16 protein-coding genes are annotated in these 20,352 nt (G+C 53.3%); 14 read left to right on the top strand and 2 right to left on the bottom strand.

Annotated elements, in window-relative coordinates; genetic code table 11:
• Positions 1-6 precede the first annotated feature (6 nt).
• The 13 genes from nuoL to dnaE all read left to right on the top strand — a co-directional run bounded on the left by nuoL (position 7) and on the right by dnaE (position 17,327).
• Positions 7-2,010 (top strand): NADH-quinone oxidoreductase subunit L, encoded by a 2,004-nt coding sequence (nuoL, locus tag AMM48_RS02820; RefSeq protein ID WP_102782816.1) that lies wholly within the window; start codon positions 7-9, stop codon positions 2,008-2,010.
• A 6-nt stretch (positions 2,011-2,016) separates the two neighbouring features.
• The gene (locus tag AMM48_RS02815) at positions 2,017-3,534 is read left to right on the top strand and encodes an NADH-quinone oxidoreductase subunit M (RefSeq protein WP_022732388.1); all 1,518 of its coding nucleotides are present in this window, start codon (positions 2,017-2,019) and stop codon (positions 3,532-3,534) included.
• Positions 3,535-3,557: 23 nt separating this feature from the next.
• On the top strand, positions 3,558-4,985 hold the full coding sequence (gene nuoN / locus AMM48_RS02810) for an NADH-quinone oxidoreductase subunit NuoN (RefSeq protein ID WP_102782815.1): 1,428 nt from the start codon (positions 3,558-3,560) through the stop codon (positions 4,983-4,985).
• 2 nt (positions 4,986-4,987) lie between these two features.
• Positions 4,988-5,746: a biotin--[acetyl-CoA-carboxylase] ligase gene (locus tag AMM48_RS02805; protein WP_102782814.1), complete on the top strand. Its 759-nt coding sequence runs from the start codon at positions 4,988-4,990 to the stop codon at positions 5,744-5,746.
• Positions 5,747-5,788: 42 nt separating this feature from the next.
• A complete protein-coding gene (locus AMM48_RS02800) occupies positions 5,789-6,583 on the top strand; it encodes a type III pantothenate kinase (RefSeq protein ID WP_102782813.1) in 795 nt (264 codons plus the stop codon).
• Positions 6,584-6,650: 67 nt separating this feature from the next.
• The gene (locus AMM48_RS02795) at positions 6,651-8,321 is read left to right on the top strand and encodes a ribonuclease J (protein ID WP_181951541.1); all 1,671 of its coding nucleotides are present in this window, start codon (positions 6,651-6,653) and stop codon (positions 8,319-8,321) included.
• A gap of 118 nt (positions 8,322-8,439) precedes the next feature.
• A complete protein-coding gene (gene mce, locus AMM48_RS02790) occupies positions 8,440-8,844 on the top strand; it encodes a methylmalonyl-CoA epimerase (RefSeq protein ID WP_102782812.1) in 405 nt (134 codons plus the stop codon).
• Between the two features lie 84 nt (positions 8,845-8,928).
• Positions 8,929-9,168, top strand: a complete 240-nt coding sequence (locus AMM48_RS02785) for a DUF1467 family protein (protein ID WP_102782811.1) — start codon at positions 8,929-8,931, stop codon at positions 9,166-9,168.
• A 431-nt stretch (positions 9,169-9,599) separates the two neighbouring features.
• On the top strand, positions 9,600-10,145 hold the full coding sequence (locus AMM48_RS02780; protein ID WP_244271100.1) for a hypothetical protein: 546 nt from the start codon (positions 9,600-9,602) through the stop codon (positions 10,143-10,145).
• Positions 10,146-10,351: 206 nt separating this feature from the next.
• Entirely contained in the window at positions 10,352-11,677 is a 1,326-nt protein-coding gene (gene proS, locus AMM48_RS02775) for a proline--tRNA ligase (protein WP_102782810.1), read from the top strand.
• A 114-nt stretch (positions 11,678-11,791) separates the two neighbouring features.
• Positions 11,792-13,042: a lipoprotein-releasing ABC transporter permease subunit gene (locus AMM48_RS02770; protein WP_022732378.1), complete on the top strand. Its 1,251-nt coding sequence runs from the start codon at positions 11,792-11,794 to the stop codon at positions 13,040-13,042.
• Entirely contained in the window at positions 13,035-13,769 is a 735-nt protein-coding gene (locus tag AMM48_RS02765; protein WP_022732377.1) for an ABC transporter ATP-binding protein, read from the top strand. The genes AMM48_RS02770 and AMM48_RS02765 overlap by 8 nt, the downstream gene beginning before the upstream one ends.
• A gap of 126 nt (positions 13,770-13,895) precedes the next feature.
• A complete protein-coding gene (gene dnaE, locus AMM48_RS02760) occupies positions 13,896-17,327 on the top strand; it encodes a DNA polymerase III subunit alpha (RefSeq protein ID WP_244271099.1) in 3,432 nt (1,143 codons plus the stop codon).
• 156 nt (positions 17,328-17,483) lie between these two features.
• On the opposite strand, the gene AMM48_RS02755 is transcribed toward dnaE, so the two are convergent.
• Both AMM48_RS02755 and AMM48_RS02750 read right to left on the bottom strand, forming a co-directional pair.
• On the bottom strand, positions 17,484-18,620 hold the full coding sequence (locus AMM48_RS02755) for an MFS transporter (protein ID WP_102782809.1): 1,137 nt from the start codon (positions 18,618-18,620) through the stop codon (positions 17,484-17,486).
• Positions 18,617-19,231 carry a TetR/AcrR family transcriptional regulator gene (locus AMM48_RS02750; RefSeq protein ID WP_244271098.1) on the bottom strand — a complete coding sequence of 205 codons (615 nt, stop codon included), beginning with the start codon at positions 19,229-19,231 and terminating at the stop codon, positions 18,617-18,619. The genes AMM48_RS02755 and AMM48_RS02750 overlap by 4 nt, the downstream gene beginning before the upstream one ends.
• 294 nt (positions 19,232-19,525) lie before the next feature.
• Here AMM48_RS02750 and rpsB point away from each other — a divergent pair, with 294 nt between their 5' ends.
• Positions 19,526-20,308: a 30S ribosomal protein S2 gene (gene rpsB / locus AMM48_RS02745; RefSeq protein WP_022732373.1), complete on the top strand. Its 783-nt coding sequence runs from the start codon at positions 19,526-19,528 to the stop codon at positions 20,306-20,308.
• Positions 20,309-20,352: the final 44 nt, after the last annotated feature.

Here is a 20,352-nt window from a genome sequence, read left to right as displayed (position 1 = left end):
GCAGATATGTATCCGTTGATTGTATTCCTGCCCCTGATCGCGGCAGCCATTGCCGGGACCATCACGCTGGTCGGCGCCATGTCGACCGCGAAAGATGCCCCGCATGACGCGCACGGTCATCACCATCATGGTGTTTCCTCCGCCGACCGCGTGGCACAGCTTGTCACCGTTTGCGGCGTGGTGATTTCCTTTATCATTTCGATCTTTGCCTTTGTCGATGTTGCCCTTGGTGGCAACCCGGTGACGATTGAACTGTTTACCTGGATCACCTCGGGCAACTTTGATGTCTCATGGGCGCTGCGTATTGATACGCTGACCTGTGTTATGCTGATTGTTGTGACCGGCGTTTCCTCGATGGTTCACATCTATTCCATCGGCTATATGTCGCATGACCCGGACAAGCCGCGCTTCATGGCGTATCTCAGCTTGTTCACCTTTGCGATGTTGATGCTGATTACCGCCGACAACCTGATCCAGCTGTTCTTTGGTTGGGAAGGTGTGGGGCTTGCGTCCTACCTTCTGATCGGTTTCTGGTATTCCAAACCGTCGGCATCGGCCGCAGCGATCAAGGCATTCCTTGTTAACCGCGTTGGTGACTTTGGCTTTGCCCTTGGTATCTTTGCGGTCTATGTGCTGTTTGATAGCGTTCAGTTCGACGTGATCTTTGGCAATGCCGAAGAAGTCGCCGGCACGACGCTGATGTTCCTTGGTTATGAATTCTCGGCTTTGGAAATTACCTGCTTCCTGCTGTTTATCGGTGCGATGGGTAAATCGGCACAGCTTGGTCTGCACACTTGGTTGCCTGACGCAATGGAAGGCCCAACCCCGGTTTCCGCCCTTATTCACGCGGCAACCATGGTGACGGCTGGTGTGTTCATGGTCGCGCGTCTGTCGCCGATCTTTGAATATGCTGAAACCACCTTGATGATCGTCACCATTGTTGGTGCGTCGACGGCTTTCTTTGCCGCGACCATCGGCTGTGTTCAGAACGACATCAAACGCGTCATTGCCTATTCGACCTGTTCGCAGCTCGGCTATATGTTCTTTGCCTGCGGTGTGTCGGCTTATTCTGCGGGTGTGTTCCACCTGATGACACATGGTTTCTTCAAGGCGCTTCTGTTCCTTGGGGCCGGTTCGGTCATTCATGCGATGTCTGATGAACAGGACATGCGCAAAATGGGTGGCATCTGGAAAATGGTTCCGCTGACCTTTGGCGTGATGATGATCGGTACGCTGGCCATCACCGGTGTTCCGGGTCTTGCGGGCTTCTATTCCAAGGATCTGGTCATCGAAAGTGCCTATGCGGCCCATACCAATGTTGGTCTTTATGCCTTCTGGGCAGGGATCCTTGCGGCCCTTATGACCTCGTTCTATAGCTGGCGTTTGATCTTCATGACCTTCTTTGGTGCTCCGCGTGCTGATGAACGGACCATGGCGCATGTGCATGAAAGCCCGGCTGTCATGACAGCACCGCTTCTGTTCCTGGCTGTCGGCGCGATCTTTGCCGGTTGGTTTGCCAAGGACTGGTTCGGTGGTGGCAACTACGAAGAAATGCTGAACTTCTGGAACGGTGCGATCTTCATGGCCGAGGGCCACACAGCCCTTGAAAATGCACACCATGTTCCAGGCTGGGTTAAACTGGCACCGTTTGTTGCGATGATTACCGGCTTTGCCATTGCGGTTGTGATGTACAAGCTTGTTCCGTCGCTGCCACGCACGCTTGCGAACACCTTCAACGGTCTGTATCGCTTCGTGCTGAACAAATGGTATTTCGACGAACTCTACGACAAGATTTTCGTAAAACCGGCCTTTGCACTTGGCTATGGCTTATGGAAATCGGGTGATGGTGCGATCATTGATGGTTGTGGCCCTGATGGGGTTGCTGCTGCCTGCCGTAACATCGCACGTCGCGTCAGCGCCATTCAGAGTGGTTTTGTCTATCACTATGCATTTGCAATGCTGATTGGCATTGCTGCGCTGGTCTCCTACACAATTTGGAAGATGGGTTAACGGGCGATGAGTGATTGGCCAATTCTTTCGATCGTCACCTTCTTGCCGTTGCTGGGCGCAGTTCTGCTGCTGTTCATCAATGGTGAAGAGGCGAATGTCGCCCGCAATTCCCGCGGAGTTGCGCTTTGGACGTCGGTGTTCACCTTCCTTGTATCTTTGATGCTGTGGGTGAACTTCGATAAAACAACTGCTGACTTCCAGTTCGTCGAACAGGCGGACTGGATGCCGGGCCTGAACATTTCCTATCACATGGGCGTGGACGGTATTTCCGTTCTGTTCGTCCTGCTTGCGACCTTCCTGACCCCGATTTGTATTCTGTCGGCATGGGAAGCGATCCAAAAGCGCGTGAAGGAATACATGATCGCCTTCCTCGTTCTTGAAACGATGATGATCGGTATGTTCAGCTCGCTTGACGGTTTGCTGTTCTATCTGTTCTTCGAAGGCGTCCTGATTCCGATGTTTATCATCATCGGCGTCTGGGGCGGTCAGCGCCGCGTTTACGCTGCATTCAAGCTGTTCCTTTATACGCTTCTGGGCTCGGTCCTGATGCTGGTTGCGCTGCTCGCGATGTATTTCGAAGCAGGCACCACCGACATCCCGACGCTGATGGCATACGGGTTCGACTATAATATGCAGTTGTGGCTGTGGCTGGCTTTCTTTGCATCCTTCGCGGTGAAAGTTCCGATGTGGCCGGTTCATACCTGGTTGCCGGACGCCCACGTCGAAGCACCAACAGCTGGTTCTGTTATTCTGGCTGGCGTGCTTTTGAAAATGGGTGGTTACGGGTTCCTTCGGTTCTCGTTGCCGATGATGCCACTGGCGTCTGAAACCTTTGCACCGCTGATCTTCACCCTGTCGATTGTTGCAATCATCTATACGTCTCTGGTGGCCCTTGCCCAGCAGGACATGAAAAAGCTGATTGCCTATTCGTCGGTTGCCCATATGGGGATTGTGACGATCGGTGCCTTCACCTTTAATCAGCACGGTATCGAAGGTTCGATCTTCCAGATGCTCAGCCACGGTGTGGTATCGGGCGCGTTGTTCCTGTGTGTTGGTGTTGTCTATGACCGCATCCACACCCGCGAAATCGACGCCTATGGCGGTCTGGTTCATCGCATGCCAAGTTACGCGCTGATCTTCATGTTCTTTACCATGGCATCTGTTGGTCTTCCGGGTACCGGCGGTTTCGTTGGTGAAATCCTGACGTTGCTCGGTGCGTTCGAAGCCAATACCTGGGTCGCATTCTTTGCTGCAACCGGTCTGATCCTTGGTGCTGCCTATGCGCTTTATCTCTATCGCCGGATTATCTTTGGGGCCCTGACAAAGGATAACCTCAAATCGATCCTCGATCTGAGCCCGCGTGAATGGCTGCTGTTTGCACCGCTTGTGATAGTTGTTGTCTGGATGGGGGTCTATCCGGTCTCCTTCCTCGACATCATGCATGTCTCGGTTGAGAACCTCGTCAACCAGGTCGAAACGGCCCAAGCTGCCGCGGCAAGTGCCGCCCAGCTGGCTGTGAATTGAGGGGAATGATCATGGGAGTTTCTATGCTCAACCTCGGGGCCGCACTGCCCGAAATCTTTATGGCAGTCTCTGCCTTGGCTCTGTTGATGCTTGGGGTTTTCGCCGGCAAGGACAAAGCGTTCCGTACCGTGTCCTGGCTGGCCGTTGCCGCCCAGATCATCACCGTCATCCTTGTGGTGACGGGCGAGGGCGGTCCTGCCTTCTTTGGCCAGTTCACCGCAGACGCCTTTGCACAGTTCTGCAAAGTCATGATCCTGATCGGCTCAAGTGTCGGCATCATCATGTCGATGAAGTTTGCCGAACGTGAAAACATGGCACGTTTCGAGTTTCCGATCCTGATCACCCTTGCCACAGTTGGCATGATGGCGATGGTTTCGGCATCCGACATGATGTCGCTGTATCTTGGTCTGGAATTGCAGTCGCTGGCACTTTACGTGGTTGCTGCGATCCGCCGTGACACGATCCGGTCGACAGAATCGGGTTTGAAATACTTTATCCTTGGTTCGATTGCCTCGGGCATGCTGCTGTATGGCATGTCGATGGTGTATGGCTTTACCGGAACCACCAATTTCGCAGTTCTTGCCGATACCCTTACGGGCGGTGATCTGCCGGTTGGTGCGATGGTTGGTCTGGCATTCATGTTTGCCGGTCTGTGCTTCAAGATTTCCGCCGTTCCATTCCACATGTGGACGCCCGACGTTTATGAAGGTGCCCCAACCCCGGTAACGGCCTTCTTTGCGGTTGCACCAAAGATCGCGGGTCTTGCACTGTTTGTCCGTGTTGCGATTGGGCCGTTTGGCGGCGTTGTTGCAGACTGGCAGCAGATCATCGTTCTGATCTCGATCCTGTCGATGCTTGTTGGTTCGTTTGCCGCCTTGCGTCAGGAAAACATCAAACGTCTGATGGCCTATTCGTCCATCGGTCACGTTGGGTTTGCGCTTGTCGGTCTGGCCGCAGGCACCGAGGAAGGTGTGACCGGCGTTCTGGTTTATCTCGGTATTTATCTTGTGATGAACCTGGGCACGTTTGCCGTGATCCTCTGCATGCGTCGTAATGACCGGATGAATGAGGAAATCACCGATCTTGCCGGTCTGGCCAAAACCAAACCGCTGATGGCGGCGATTACTGCAATCTTGATGTTCTCGATGGCGGGTATTCCGCCGCTCGCCGGGTTCTTTGGCAAGTTCTATGTCTTTAAGGCCGCCGTTGATGCTGGTCTTGTGACGTTGGCTGTCATTGGTCTGGTGACCTCGGTTGTCAGTGCGTACTACTATCTGCGCATCATCAAGGTCATGTATTTCGACGAGCCGGTCGAAGGGTTTGATCGCAATGGCACAGAAATGAACGTTATCATGGCAGTTGCCACGATCGCCATTCTGGCCTTTGTCTTCTTCCCGAACCCGTTGATGGATAGCGCAGCTATTGCTGCCGCCTCACTGTTCGGCCAGTAAGTATGAAGTCGAACACGATCCGTCTTCCAGAAGGTTTCTACCTTCACCAACTGGACTCGGTCGACAACACAAATGAAGAGGCCAAACGCCTCGCAGACAAGGGCGCCCAGAGTGGCGCCCTTGTTTTAGCCAAAACACAAACGTCCGGTCGCGGTCGCCGCGGGCGGGCATGGTCGTCGCCGGTGGGCAACCTGTATTCGTCGTTGTTGCTGCGTCCGACCTGTTCTCTTGCCGAGGCCGCGCGCCTGACGTTCCTGATTGCCGTTGCCATGGCCGAGGCGATTGAAACGGTCACGGGGATGCAGGTCCGACCCGACTGCAAATGGCCCAACGATCTGATGGTCAATGGGCGCAAGATTTGCGGTATTCTTCTTGAAAGTGCATCCAATCACCTGTCGTCGACCGACTATCTGGTCATTGGGACAGGGGTGAATGTGGCGTTTTATCCAGACGATTCCGAACGTCCGGCAACCTCGCTTGCATCCCTTGGCGCACCGGTTTCGGTTCGTGAACTTGTTTCGGTCTATGTTGAACGTATTGCATACTGGTTGCCGATCTGGGAACAGCAGGGCTTTACGCCAATCCGCGAAGCGTGGCTGACACGGGGATATGGCATTGGCGGGCCGGTTGTTGCCCGATTGACAGAACGCGAGTTGCAGGGAACTTTCGTCGGACTTGATGATGATGGTTCCCTTATCCTAAGAGAAGGCAGCGGGTTTGAGCATCGAATTGGTGCTGGCGAAGTTTTCTTCAGGGCCTAAATTGAATAATATCTTGCTGCGAAGTGGAGGCGTGTAAGCTTCATGTTGCTTGCGATTGATGCCGGGAACACAAATATCGTTTTTGCTGTCTTTGATGGAGATACCATCAAGGGGCAATGGCGTTGCTCGACTACAACCGAACGTACTGCCGATGAATTGGGCGTTTGGCTGCATCATCTGTTCACGCTTTCAGACGTGCCGGTTGATGCCATTTCCGGGGCGATTATCGCAACGGTGGTACCCGCGGCGGAATTTAGCTTAAAGACCCTGTGTCGTCGGTATTTCAATGTTGATCCGATGGTGGTTGGCGATCCGGATGTTAAACTGGATATGAACATCATCATGGACCGACCAAGCGAAGTTGGGGCTGACCGTCTAGTCAATGCGGTTGCCGCCCATAAGCTGTTTGGTGGTCCACTTGTGGTGCTCGATTTCGGGACTGCGACCACCTTTGACGTTGTTGATTACAACGGCGACTATCTTGGCGGCGTGATCGCGCCCGGCGTAAATCTGTCGATCAAGGCATTGCATATGGCCGCCGCCCAGTTGCCGATGGTCGCAATTGAAGCACCGCGCAATGTTGTTGGTAAAAACACCGTTGAAGCCATGCAGTCTGGCGTGTATTGGGGCTATGTTTCGATGATCGAAGGGTTGCTCGCGCGTATTCGCCAACAGCAGGGCCTTGAAACCATCAAGGTGGTTGCAACCGGTGGGCTTGCGCCACTGTTTACCAAGGCAGTAGACGAAATTGAACATTTGCATGGCGATTTGACCATGCTTGGCCTGTTGATGATTTACCGTCGCAACAGCCAGGAACAAGATACTCAGGCCCAATAAGGGTTTGCACCGGGCAGGGGCATAAGCCCCGCCTGATCAGAATGCCGAATGTAAAGGAAGACCGTCCGTGGATTTGTATTTGCCAAAAGACGAAGTGCTGTTTGTGCCGCTAGGCGGTTCTGGCGAGATCGGCATGAACATGAACCTTTACGGGTATGATGATCAGTGGTTGATGGTCGATATGGGGGTTTCCTTTGGCGAGGAAGGCCTGCCGGGTGTCGATGTCGTCATGCCCGACCCAACCTTTATCGAGGAGCGTAAGGACAAGCTTCTGGGGCTGGTTCTGACCCACGCACACGAAGATCACCTTGGGGCCATCCCGTATTTGTGGAAACGCCTTAAGTGCCCGATCTATGCGACGCCCTTTGCCGCAGCATTCCTCAAAGCCAAGCTCTCGGAAACCGATTTTGCCGACGAAGTTCCGATCCATGTGATCGAACTGGGCGGTCGGTTTACCTTGGGGTGCTTTGACATCGAATTTGTCACCATGACCCATTCGATCCTTGAGCCCAATGCCTTGGCCATTCGCACGCCCAAGGGGTTGATCGTTCATACCGGCGACTGGAAATTTGACCCTGATCCGCAGATTGGCGAAGCATCCGATGTCAAAAAGCTTGAAGAGCTTGGCGACGAGGGCGTTATGGCGCTGGTCTGTGACTCAACCAATGTCTTTTCCGAAGGCCAAGCCGGCTCCGAAGGTGACGTTGCCAAAAACCTGTCGAAACTGTTTGCCGAACATCCGCAAGGACGTATCGCGATTGCCTGTTTTGCCACGAATGTCGCACGTCTGCAGTCTGTGATCGAAGCGGCCCACGAAAACAACCGGTGTGTTGGCTTGGTCGGGCGTTCGCTGTACCGTGTGACCGAGGCAGCCCGCGAAGTTGGCTATCTGACATCCTATCCGAACCTTCTGACCGATCAGGACGCGATGGAAGTGCCCAAGGATCAGGTGCTGTTTCTCTGCACCGGGTCACAGGGCGAACCGCGTGCCGCACTCTCACGCATTGCCAAGGGCGATCACCCGATGGTTGAACTCGATCCGGGCGATACAGTGGTGTTCTCTGCGCGTGAGATTCCCGGCAATGAAAAATCCATCGGCTATATCCAGAACCTTTTGATCCGCCGTGGCATTAAGGTCATCACCGCACGCGATGAACCGATCCACGTATCGGGGCATCCGGGCCGTCAGGACTTGGCACGGATGTATCAATTGACCCGTCCAAAGATTCTGATCCCTGTGCACGGCGAAACCCGCCATTTGTGCGAACAGGCCGCCCTTGGGGCCGAATGCCAGATCCCTGAACAGGTGATCCCGCATGACGGGACGGTCATCCGTCTATCGCCGGGCAATTCGCAGGTCATTGGTGTGGCCGAAGCTGGCATTCTTGCGCTTGATGGTGGTCGTTTGCTCAAACGTGATGCAAACACCATCCGCAATCGCAACCGTATCGTCTGGAATGGCGTGATGTTTGTCACCGTGGTGCTTAATCAGTTTGGCGAAATGGTCAAGGACCCGATGATTTCCGCACCTAGCCTGTTTGATGAGGCAGATGACGATGTTCGTCTTGATCATTTTGCTGCTGAGATCGGCAATCGGGTAGATCGGTTGGGTGATGAGGAAGTCCTTGATGATTCTGCTGTGATCCTGGCGATCCGCCAAGCCTTGCGCCGTCCTGTGCGCCAGCGTCTTGGGAAGCGTCCGCTGATCGAAGTCCATCTGGTCCGCGTTAAGGAATAGCAAGGCGCTTTGAAATCCCGTTTGGTGGCCATATTCGACCAAATGGGCAATTGTCACGGGTGCTAACGCTAACCTAGATTAGAAGTGATCGGGCAGATCACTTTGCAGGAGTAAGAATATGATCGGACGGCTGAATCATGTCGCCATCGCAGTCCCCGACCTTGAGGCAAGCATTGCGCAATATCGCGATGTGCTGGGGGCTAAGGTCTCCGAACCGCAAGATGAACCGGATCACGGGGTGACGGTCGTTTTTGTTGAACTGCCCAACACCAAGATCGAATTGTTGTACCCGCTGGGGGAAAATTCCCCGATCAAGGGATTCCTTGAAAAGAACACCTCTGGCGGTATTCATCATGTCTGTTACGAGGTCGATGATATTCTGGCCGCGCGTGATAAGCTTAAAGCGACTGGCGCGCGCGTACTTGGCGACGAGGATCCGAAAATCGGGGCGCATGGCAAACCGGTTCTTTTCCTGCATCCCAAGGACTTCAACGGCACATTGGTTGAACTCGAACAGGTTTAGCTGATTGTGGGGCTCCCGATTAACCGCCTTGCAATCTGATCAAGTGATCGACACACGCTTCACCATCAACAAAAAGAGCATTTCATGAACTGGTTTTCCGGAACTCTGGTCTATGTCGTCATCTGGTGGCTGGTTCTGTTTATGGTGTTGCCCTTTGGCGTCAAACGCACCGAAAATGTCGAAGCCGGTCATGACAGTGGCGCACCGCAGCAAGCTCATATGTGGAAAAAGGTTCTGGCCACGAGTGCCATTTCAGGCATTTTATGGGTGGTGGCATGGTTCGTGATCACCAGCGGCATGATTGAAGTTCGTCCGCCGCAATAAGCGCTATGGTCCTTTGCCAAAACAGAAAACCCCGCACATTTGTTGCGGGGTTTTGTCGTTTGGGGCTGCACAAGAATGGTCGAGAAGGCGATAAACCAAAAAAAAAGCAAGATCCAAAGGATCTTGCTAAGATGCTATTTTTATAGCTGTTTTTCCCGTAATCTTCTTATGCTTCCTCCTAAGACCTGGGCATCTAGCACAGGTTTTAATTCGACGTCGCGCCTGCTTCTTGTATGCTTATTGGCAACAAAGCCTCCCGCAATTTTATGAGCGGCTGCGATACGCCTACCGCAACGATCTTGCGCCGTCAGCGGAGGACTAAAAAGCCACATGTTTCCGTTTTATGCAAGATGTTTTGACGAATATTCACAAATGATTCGATGCTGCATTGCACACAGATAGGGTGAAACTCAAAGATGAATAGTAATTCATTGGCTAAACCTATTAAGCGCCATGTTTCTGGTCTTAACATCAGACTATTAAAGGCATTGGCATCGGTTGCATTCATTTCTGCTTTGCCCTCCACGGGGTGGGCGCAAGCCGATTCTCCTTTCCCGTCATCACAGCAAAATGACGTTGGCCAAGGCAATAATGCTGCAGCACTGCCGCAGGGCGAAGACGCCAAGCCAACCATCACGGTAACACGTTCGGCCTGTAAGCAATTGGTCAAACATGTGCCCGACGATGATGTTGCCTATCAGTCCGGTGTGGATGTGCGGGGCAACAAGGTTGCACCGGCTGATCTGAACGGTGGCAGCAACATTCTGAATTCCTTGCCAAAGGAAATTGAGTTTCCGGTGACGGTTGATTTCTTCGAATATTCCGGGATTTCCGTCCCTGATGGCGTCAGTGGTGAGCAAAGCATCGGCAAGATTTCCTATCGTAACGGTCGGGTTTATTTTAACGATCAACCGCTGGGCGACGATGGTGCAAGTGCCGAACTGATCGAAGCCTGTCGTCAGGCGGGGTTCAGATAACGCCGCCCGGTGGGCGTTATGGGGGCAATCTGTACACACAGATGCAGGCCTTCGCGGACAATCGTAGTTTTGCCATCATTGGAAACTAACCAGACTGCGATCAGATAACATAAGTTCCAGCTTGCGTTTCGCGCGATGCTGTCGCATTTTCCGGGCAAGGTAATTCATAAACCCAACAATTCAGATTTGTTCATCACGAGGCATTGATGCGTCTTTCCCAGTTCTTTCTGCCGACCCTGAAGGAAACCCCGTCAGAAGCCCAGATTGCTTCTCACCGTTTGATGCTGCGCGCTGGTATGGTCCGCCAGCTCACGGCGGGTATCTATTCCTGGCTGCCGCTTGGCCACCGTGTTCTTAAGAAAATCGAACAGATCGTTCGTGAAGAACAGGACAAGATCGGCTTTAACGAACTGCTGATGCCAACCATTCAGCCCGCCGAGCTCTGGCAGGAAAGTGGTCGTTACGATGATTACGGTCTGGAGATGCTGCGCATTACCGACCGTCATGATCGTAAAATGCTGTTTGGGCCGACCAACGAAGAAGCCATCACCGATATCTTCCGCAATGATGTGCGTTCTTATAAGCAGCTGCCGCAGATGCTCTATCACATTCAGTGGAAATTCCGTGACGAGATCCGCCCGCGCTTTGGCGTGATGCGGGGCCGCGAATTCCTGATGAAGGATGCCTATTCGTTCGACATCGACTATGAAAGCGCGCGTCACACCTATAACAAGATTTTCCTGGCCTATTGCCGGACCTTTACGCGTTTGGGTGTGAAGGCGATCCCGATGGTGGCTGATACCGGCCCGATTGGTGGTGATTTGAGCCACGAATTCATCATTCTTGCCGAAACCGGTGAAAGTGAAGTTTTCTGCGATCAGAAATGGCTGGAAAAAGATCTGAGCGGGCAGGGTGTTGACCTCAATGACCGTACCGGCCTTGAAAGCTGGGTGCAGACGACACTTAAAGATTACGCCGCGACCGAGGACATGCATGATCCAGAACAGGATGCGGTTAAGTCATTGGGTGATGACCTGGTGACGACGCGCGGGATCGAAGTTGGTCACATCTTCCATTTCGGTGCGAAATATTCCGAACCGATGGGCGCAACCGTTCTTGGCCCGGATGGGAAGGATACCCCGGTGCAGATGGGGTCTTACGGAATTGGCGTTTCGCGTCTTGTCGGTGCATTGATCGAAGCATCCCATGACGAAAACGGTATCATCTGGCCCGACGCGGTTGCCCCGTACAAGGTTGGTCTGATCAATCTGCGTACTGGTGATGATGCTTGTGACGCGGCCTGCGAAGACGCCTATGCCAAGCTCACCAATGCTGGTATCGAGGTTCTTTATGATGACCGTGACATGCGTGCCGGTGGCAAATTTGCCGATATGGACCTGATTGGTTTGCCGTGGCAGATCGTCATTGGTCCGAAGGGGCTTAAAAACGGTGTGGTTGAGCTTAAAAACCGCAGAAGCGGCGAAAAAACCGAAGTTACCTTCGACGCCGCTCTGAACCAGCTTAGCGCCTGATTAAATATTAAAACACGGGGCAGCGATTGCTGCCCCGTTGTGATTTCCGGCTTCGTTTGATGTTTACGCATGCGGGGCCATTTCCTGACCAGCTTCCACAAGGATAGAGTGCCCATGTTCAGTCCGTTCGAACGTATGGTGGCCTTTCGCTACCTGCGTCCACGTCGGCAGGAAGGTTTCGTTTCCGTTATCGCCATTTTCTCGTTGCTGGGCATCATGCTTGGTGTGGCAACGCTGATTATTGTGATGTCGGTCATGAACGGTTTCCGCGCCGAATTACTTGGTCGGATTTTGGGCTTGAACGGGCATATATCGGTCTATGCACAAAGCAATGACGGCATTGCCAATTACGATGCGATTGAAAAAGAGATCGCTGAAACCGGCAATGTAAAGCTGTCTGTTCCTGTCGTCGAAGGACAGGTCATGGCATCGAAAAATGGCCGGGCAAGCGGTGCCATTGTGCGCGGCATGCGTCCTGACGATGTTAAACAGCGTAAAACCATTGCCGATAACATCGTGTTTGGGTCGCTTGATAATTTTAAGGGTGATGACAGCATCATCATGGGCGCGCGTCTTGCGATGAAGCTTGGTGTCGGGGTCGGTGATACCGTCAATCTGATTTCGCCCAAGGGCAATGTCACCGCATTTGGTGCTGTTCCGCGTGTACGGGCCTATACCGTGGCCGGGCTGTTTGATATTGGCATGTATGAATATGACAGCGGGTTTATCTTTATGCCGCTGTCTGCCGCACAGCTTTATTTCCGCCTGCCCGAGAAAATCACACATTTTGAAGTGATGCTTGATGATATCTCGTCACTCGATGACACCATGGATACGCTGTTGACAACGCTTGCCAGTGAAAAGCTGCGGCTGGTCAATTGGCAACAATCAAATTCCGGATTTTTCAATGCGTTACAGGTCGAACGTAATGTGATGTTCCTGATCCTGACATTGATCATTCTTGTTGCCGCCTTCAATATCATTTCGGGCATGGTCATGCTGGTCAAGGATAAGGGGCGCGATATCGCCATCCTGCGCACTATGGGGGCCACCCGCAAATCAATCATGAAGGTGTTCTTCCTAGCGGGCGCATCCATCGGGGTTTTGGGCACGCTGAGTGGTTTGATCATCGGTGTGTTGTTCTGCCTGAACATCGAAAACATCCGTCAGTTCATTCAGACCCTGACGGGCACCGATTTGTTTAATGCTGAAATCTATTTCCTGTCGCAACTGCCGGCCGATATGGATACGGGCGAGGTCGTTCTGGTCTGCGTCATGTCCCTTACACTGACCTTCCTTGCCACGGTTTATCCGGCATGGCGCGCGTCACGTCTCGATCCGGTGGAGGCTCTGCGCTATGAGTGATCAGGTCAAAACAACTGCTCAGGAACGCTCGCGTACTGTTGTTCTGCGCCTTGAAAAGATTGATCGTGTTTTCAATCAGGGCCCCGATCAGCTGGAAATCCTCAAATCAGTCGATCTTGAAATCCATCAGGGCGAAATTGTCGCCCTTGTCGGGCCGTCGGGTGCGGGTAAATCAACCTTGCTTCAGATTGCCGGATTGCTTGAAAAGCCTGACGGCGGTTTGGTGTCGATTGGTGGTAAACGCAGCACGGATTTGTCCGATCTCGCGCGGACCGAAATGCGCCGTCGTCACATCGGGTTTGTCTATCAATATCATCATTTGCTGCCGGAATTTTCTGCAATTGAAAATGTCGTCATGCCGCAAATGATCAATGGCCTGAAACGCTCCGAAGCCGAAGTCCGCGGTCTTGAACTCCTGCGCTGTCTTGGTCTTGAAAACCGGGCTGAACATCGTCCTGCACGCTTGTCGGGTGGTGAGCAGCAACGGGTTGCCATTGCGCGTGCCCTTGCCAATGTGCCAGACGTTTTATTTGCCGATGAGCCGACCGGTAACCTTGATCCGCAAACCGCGGCAACTGTCTTTGGCATGTTGATGTCGCTGGTGCGTGAAACGGGTCTGGCATCCTTGATCGCAACCCATAACCCTGCACTGGCAAGCCAGATGGACCGGGTTGTGACCTTGCGTGATGGTCATTTGGTCGAACTTGATCCAGCCGAACTCGCCTAGGTTCTGTCCCTAAGCGATCTTTCGCTACGGCTCAAAATTCTCTAAGCTGATCGAACGCGGTGTTTCTCCATTGTGCAAAACACCGCGTGACCAGTCTTTTGTCTTCTTTTCCGGGGTAAAATTACGATGGAAAACGGTTTCGTCCATCTTCGTGTTCACACCAACTATTCGCTTGCCGAAGGTGCCATCACGACGAAGGAGCTTGCCAAACTTTGCGCAGCCGACGGCCAACCCGCCGTTGCGATGACCGATACCGACAATATGTTTGGCGCGCTTGATTTCGCAGGCGCCATGAGTGGTGCGGGTATTCAGCCGATCCTTGGCGTGCAAATGGGTTTTGAGCGGTTTGGTGATAAGCCTGCTGTTGGCAAAATCATGCGCGAACCGATGCCCGATCGTCTTGTACTGATCGCGCAGAACAAGGAAGGTTATTTCAACCTTCTGAAGATTGTTTCGCGCGCCCATATGACGTCGGAGGCCGGAAGCGAACCCAAGGCGCTGTATGAGCACATCGAAAAATATTCCGACCATGTGATTTGCCTGACCGGTGGCCCGACCGGCCCCTTGGCGCGCCTTCTGGCCGAGGAACAGGTTGATAAGGCCGAAGCCTGCCTGACGAAATTAAAGGGCATCTTTGGCAACCGCCTGTATATCGAGTTGCAAAGACACGGTGAGGCGCTTGAAGAGCAGGTCGAACCGGGCTTGGTTAAGCTGGCGTATGATCATGACGTGCCGTTGGTTGCGACCAATAACTGCTATTTCCCGTCGGGGAAAATGTATGAAGCCCATGACGTGTTTATCTGTATCGGGCAGGGGGCTGTCGTCGGGCAGGATGAACGCTGGAAACTGACGCGCGACCATCGGTTCAAGACCGCAGATGAAATGCGCAACCTGTTCGCCGATATCCCTGAGGCCTGCGACAACACCGTGGCGATTGCCAAACGCTGTTCATGGCACGTCGAAAAAATCGATCCGATCCTGCCGCCCTTTGACTGTGGCGAAGGCCGCACCGAGGTTGATGAACTGCGCCATATGTCCGAAGAAGGCCTTAAGGGCCGGTTGGAAAAATACGTCTATACCCCGGACATGTCGGATGCAGACAAGGAAGAAATCGCCAAACCCTATTGGACCCGCCTTGATTATGAGCTTGGCATCATCAATCAGATGGGCTTTCCGGGCTACTTCCTGATCGTTGCTGATTTCATTCAGTGGGCGAAGGATCATGAAATTCCGGTTGGGCCGGGCCGTGGGTCGGGGGCAGGGTCGCTTGTGGCCTATGCGCTTTTGATTACCGATCTCGATCCCCTACGGTTCTCGCTTCTGTTCGAACGTTTCCTCAATCCGGAACGTGTGTCCATGCCCGACTTTGACGTCGATTTCTGTCAGGATCGACGCGGCGAAGTGATTGAGTATGTGCAGAAAAAATACGGTCATGACCGTGTTGCACAGATCATCACATTCGGTAAGCTACAGGCAAAGGCCGCCGTGCGTGACGTCGGGCGTGTGCTGAGCATCCCGTATGGCTATGTCGATAAAATCTGTAAAATGATTCCCGGTGACCCGGCCAAACCGATCCCGCTCAAAGAAGCGATCGATATGGAGCCGGACCTGCGCCGGATTGCACGTGAAGACCCCGACATCGACCGCTTGCTCACCATCGCCATGCAGATCGAAGGGCTGTACCGCAACTCCTCAACCCACGCGGCCGGGGTTGTGATCGGTGACCGCGATCTTGATGAGCTCGTCCCGCTCTATCGCGATCCGCGCTCTGACATGCCGGTGACACAGTTCAACATGAAGTATGTTGAAAATGCCGGACTGGTGAAGTTTGACTTCCTGGGGCTTAAGACTCTGACGGTGATTATTGAGGCCGTCAATTTGATGCGTCAACGCAAAGACGTCCCGCAAGACTTTGATATTAGTGCGATTGAGCTTGATGATCGTCCATCGTTCAAACTGTTGTCGGCGGCTGAAACCGTCGGCGTGTTCCAGCTTGAATCGCAAGGGATGCAGGACGTTTTGCGCGGTCTGAAGCCAGATACGCTCGAAGACATTATCGCTGTCGTGGCGCTGTATCGTCCGGGCCCGATGGACAACATCCCGCATTACATTGCGCGTAAGCATGGTCAGGAAGAACCTGACTACATGCACCCGATGTTGCAGCCGATCCTGCAAGAAACCTACGGCATCATGATCTATCAGGAACAGGTGATGGAGCTGGCCCAGATCATGGCGGGCTATTCGCTTGGCGGTGCAGATTTGCTGCGCCGTGCGATGGGTAAAAAAATCGCCGAAGAAATGGAAAAGCAGCGGTCGCTGTTTGTCGAAGGATCGGAAAAGAACGGTGTTGATCGTGGACAGGCATCCGACATCTTTGATCAGGTCGCCAAATTCGCATCCTACGGCTTTAACAAATCGCACGCAGCCGCCTATGCCTTGGTGGCCTATCAAACCGCGTTTCTAAAGGCCAACTATCCGGTCGAATTCATGGCCGCGTTGATGACGCTTGATATGCACAACACCGAAAAACTTGCGGTGTTCAAGCAAGAAGTCGAACGGCTGGAAATCGAAATTCTGCCGCCCTGCATCAACCATTCGCAGGTCGCCTTCTCGGTCGAGAACCACGAGAGTGGCGGTAAAATCCGCTATGCACTGGCGGCAATCCGCAATGTCGGCGATGCGGCGATGGAAAGCCTGGTTGCCGAGCGCGAAGCCAACGGGCCGTTTAAAGACCTTACCGATTTTGCATCGCGCATCGATAGCCGCGCAGTCAACAAACGACTGCTTGAAAACCTTGTCCGTGCCGGTGCGCTGGACTGTCTGGCAACCAACCGCAAAGTCATGCTGGAGCATGTTGATAAAGTCATCGCCGTTGCCCAGCGCGAAATGCAGGCGCGTAATGATGACCAGATTTCGATGTTTGGTGATGAAAGCGCCTTTGCCAAGGACGCGATCAAACTGCCTGATGAGCGTGACTGGGTGCCGATGGAAAAACTGACTGAGGAATTCTCGGCCATCGGATTTTATCTGTCGGCCCATCCGCTTGATACGTTCGGCAAAAGCATTCAGCGGATTGGCATTGCACCGATCAAGGAGCTGCCTGCCCGCATGCGTGCGCAGAATAAAGGGGCGATCAAACTCGCCGGAACCTTGATCAATGCCCGTGAAATGATTTCGAAAAAGAACGGTTCGAAATTTGCCTTTGTCATGTTCTCCGATCCGACCGGCAGTTTCGAAGTCGCCTTCTGGGCAGAAGCCTGGGCGGCATATAAAGAAATCATCAATGCCGGACGCCCGGTCTTGTTGATCGTGGCCGCCGAGATGCGCGAAGGGCAGCTGCGTATTCAGGGCCAACGGGTAGAGGACCTTGAAAAAGCCGTATCTGGTGCGGCTGAAGGCATTCGCATTCGGTTGAACCGCCCTGATCCGGTTTCAGAAATCCGCGAATTGCTGGAAACGGCGGGTAAGGGAAGGGGCCTTGTGACCCTGTCATCCGTGGCGATGGCCGCATGGCCGAGATCGAGCTTGAAGACAGTTATAAGGTCGGGCCATCTCTGATCGGCGCCATCGGGGCTATTCCGGGCGTTGAATTTGCCGAGGAAATTTAGAGGAAACTTAATCGCCGGGTTTTGTGGGAGTTCAGACGCCGGTCGGCATGCGAGCAGGGTATCGCGGTCATTACCACTTTGCGGTTTTGCCAGCCCTCATGACGTTTCATCCTGCGGCGACCAGTTTTCTTCTGATACTCGCCCCACCGGCTGCAAGTCCCAGCACGATGAAAACCATCACCGCATGGTCCGGGCCAAACGCGTCCATCAATATCCCGAAAACTGGGGCTCCCGCCGTTTGACCAACTGCGATCATAAGAAAACCGATCATTAATCCCATCGCAGGGCGATTGGGTGACGCGGCAACGCCCCAGATCAAATACACCCCGGTTAACATGACATAAGAAGCCCCGAACAATGCACCGCCAAGAAGGGTGGTGAAGGGGGTTGCCCCTGTCATGCCGACGGCGAGAATACCAACGGACATCAATCCCAGAAACATCCAGTGGGTGCGGTTAAGACCAAAGCGCGCAACAAATGCACCGGCAAAAGCGCCGAAAATGCCTGCTGAACCGATGGCAACCCATAGCATCCCGATATCGTTTATCTTCCATCCCATGTGTAAGTTTGCCAACTGGCCGCCAAAGGACCAAAGGGCTGTACTGGCAGCCCCCATCAGAAACGCTGCGATAATCAGTCGCACGACATCATCAGTGATTGGCGGTAATTTTTGCGGCGAACTTGGGGTGTCGTCCGTGCGGGGCAGGCTTATGCGTGCGACGAATGCCATCAATAGGGCAACAAGCGCGAACCCGCCAAACGCCAAACGCCATTGCCCGGCAACCAACAATGCAATCGGGCCTGAAAGTGCAATGCCCGCACTTGTCCCGGCATTGATCGTGGTGTTTGTTATGTTCTGCTGATGACGTTTTACCGCTGCTGTGACAGCGGCGGCCATTGGTGGGGATGCCAAGCCCGTGCTTGATCCCGCCAAAAGTACAGCACCAGCAAGCCATACTGCGTTTGGTGCCGCAGCAATTCCGGCCATACCAATCGCTGCGACCAGCGATGCGCAGACTGCAACTGCACGTGCACCGAACCGCTCGGTTAACGTGGCCGAGGCGACAATTGCAATGCAATAGCCAAAAAATGAGCCGCCTGAAATGATACCCGATAAGGTAGGACCAAGAGAAAGATCATTGTCAATTTCTGGCAGGAACAAACCAAAGGCAAAGCGCGCAAAGCCATAACAAACAGCGATCAAGCCAAATCCGGTGGTTCCGATGCGAAGTGCAGCATTCATGATCGGGCCTGCGTAATCAGGACAGCCGCTGCGTCGCGTGCCGCAGAAATAGCACCTTCACCTTGGTAAACTGAAACGGATGTGGCGCCTTCAATCAAGATCAGTATTTGGTCGACGAGGGCGCTGACGTTTGCGTGATGAAGCCCGACTTCTGAGCGGACTATTTCGTCAAGTCGGTTGCGAAATGCCGCTTTATGATCCAAGACAACTTCCGCTATTTCTGGCGTGTTACCACCCGTTTCACCGTAGGCCCGCAGGAAAAGGCAGCCGCGCGCGCCTTCATCCCGAACCCATTCCGCCAGCGCGTTGAACAGTTCATCAAGACTGTTGACGTTGATCTTTTGCATGAAACGTTCGTCTCGCGCCGTCAAGACGGCGGTTACGAGGCCAGTTTTCCCGCCAATATGTTTGTAAAGCGTGCGACTGGACATATCTGCGGCTGCGGTCAAACGGTCCATGCTGGTTGCCATGAAACCATGCTGATCAAAAAGCTGCTCTGCGGCTGTGAGGAGTTTGGTTTTTATGTTCATATCAAATATGTAAAACGAACGTTTTACATCGTCAATGGTTTTTCGGTATGCATTTCCGATTCGATCAATGTCTTTACGCACGCCGGGGCGGCTGTTTCTTTGGGTTTTTTACTATGAAAATGTGGGGCTGATCGTTTAAAGTGTTGTTCCAGATTGCCGTTCTGGTTCCGCTGAGCAGGCAAACATGTGCCATTGCGTGTCAGCGGGGTTTTAGGGCTTGCATTCTTTACGGGACGGGATTAAAACCCGCTCGAACATCGCACGCGAAAGAGCGGCGACTGCCGTCATATGGCAACTCGTCCATCCGGTGTTTCATGCATGAGGCATGAAATTCCCTTTCGCGGAGGTATTAACCGGAAAAAGGTAGGAATTATCATGGCTTTGCCAACCTTTACCATGCGCCAGCTCATGGAAGCTGGTGTCCACTTTGGTCACCACACCCGCCGTTGGAACCCGAAGATGAAGCAGTTCATCTTTGGTGCACGTAACGACATCCACATCCTGAACTTGCAGGAAACTGTCCCGATGCTGCATCGTGCGATGCAGGCCGTTCGTGACGTTACCGCTTCAGGTGGTCGTGTTCTTTTCGTTGGTACCAAACGTCAGGCATCCCCGATCGTTGCTGAAGCTGCAAAACGTTGCGGCCAGTACTACGTGAACCATCGCTGGCTCGGCGGCATGCTGACCAACTGGAACACTGTTTCCAATTCGATCAAACGCCTCAAAGAACAGGACGAAATCCTGACTTCGGGTGCCGAAGGTCTGACCAAAAAAGAAATCCTGAACCTGACCCGTTCGCGCGACAAACTTGAACGCGCTCTGGGCGGTATTAAGGACATGGGTGGTCTGCCAGACATTATTGTCGTGGTTGACACCAACAAAGAAGCACTTGCCATTCAAGACGCCAAGAACCTGAACATCCCGGTTGTTGCGATCCTCGATACCAACTCTGATCCGGCGAACGTTCAGTACCCGGTTCCGGGCAACGATGATGCGATCCGTGCGATCCAGCTGTATTGCGATCTGTTCGTTGGTTCTGTTCTTGATGGTATTCAGGAAGAAATGACCGCTTCTGGCGCGGATCTCGGTGAAGCGGAAGAAGTTCCGGCTGAAGCGAACGCGACGAAAGAAGCAGCTGCAGAAGCAGCTTCCGCATAACTTTCATTTTGTACCCGGGGAAACGGCGGCTAGGATGCCGCCGT

The organism is Thalassospira sp. GB04J01, assembly GCF_000751115.1.
In the GTDB taxonomy this organism is placed as follows: domain Bacteria; phylum Pseudomonadota; class Alphaproteobacteria; order Rhodospirillales; family Thalassospiraceae; genus Thalassospira; species Thalassospira lucentensis.
Note: the sequence above shows the minus strand (reverse complement) of the source record. Positions and strands in the feature narration are given on the sequence as shown.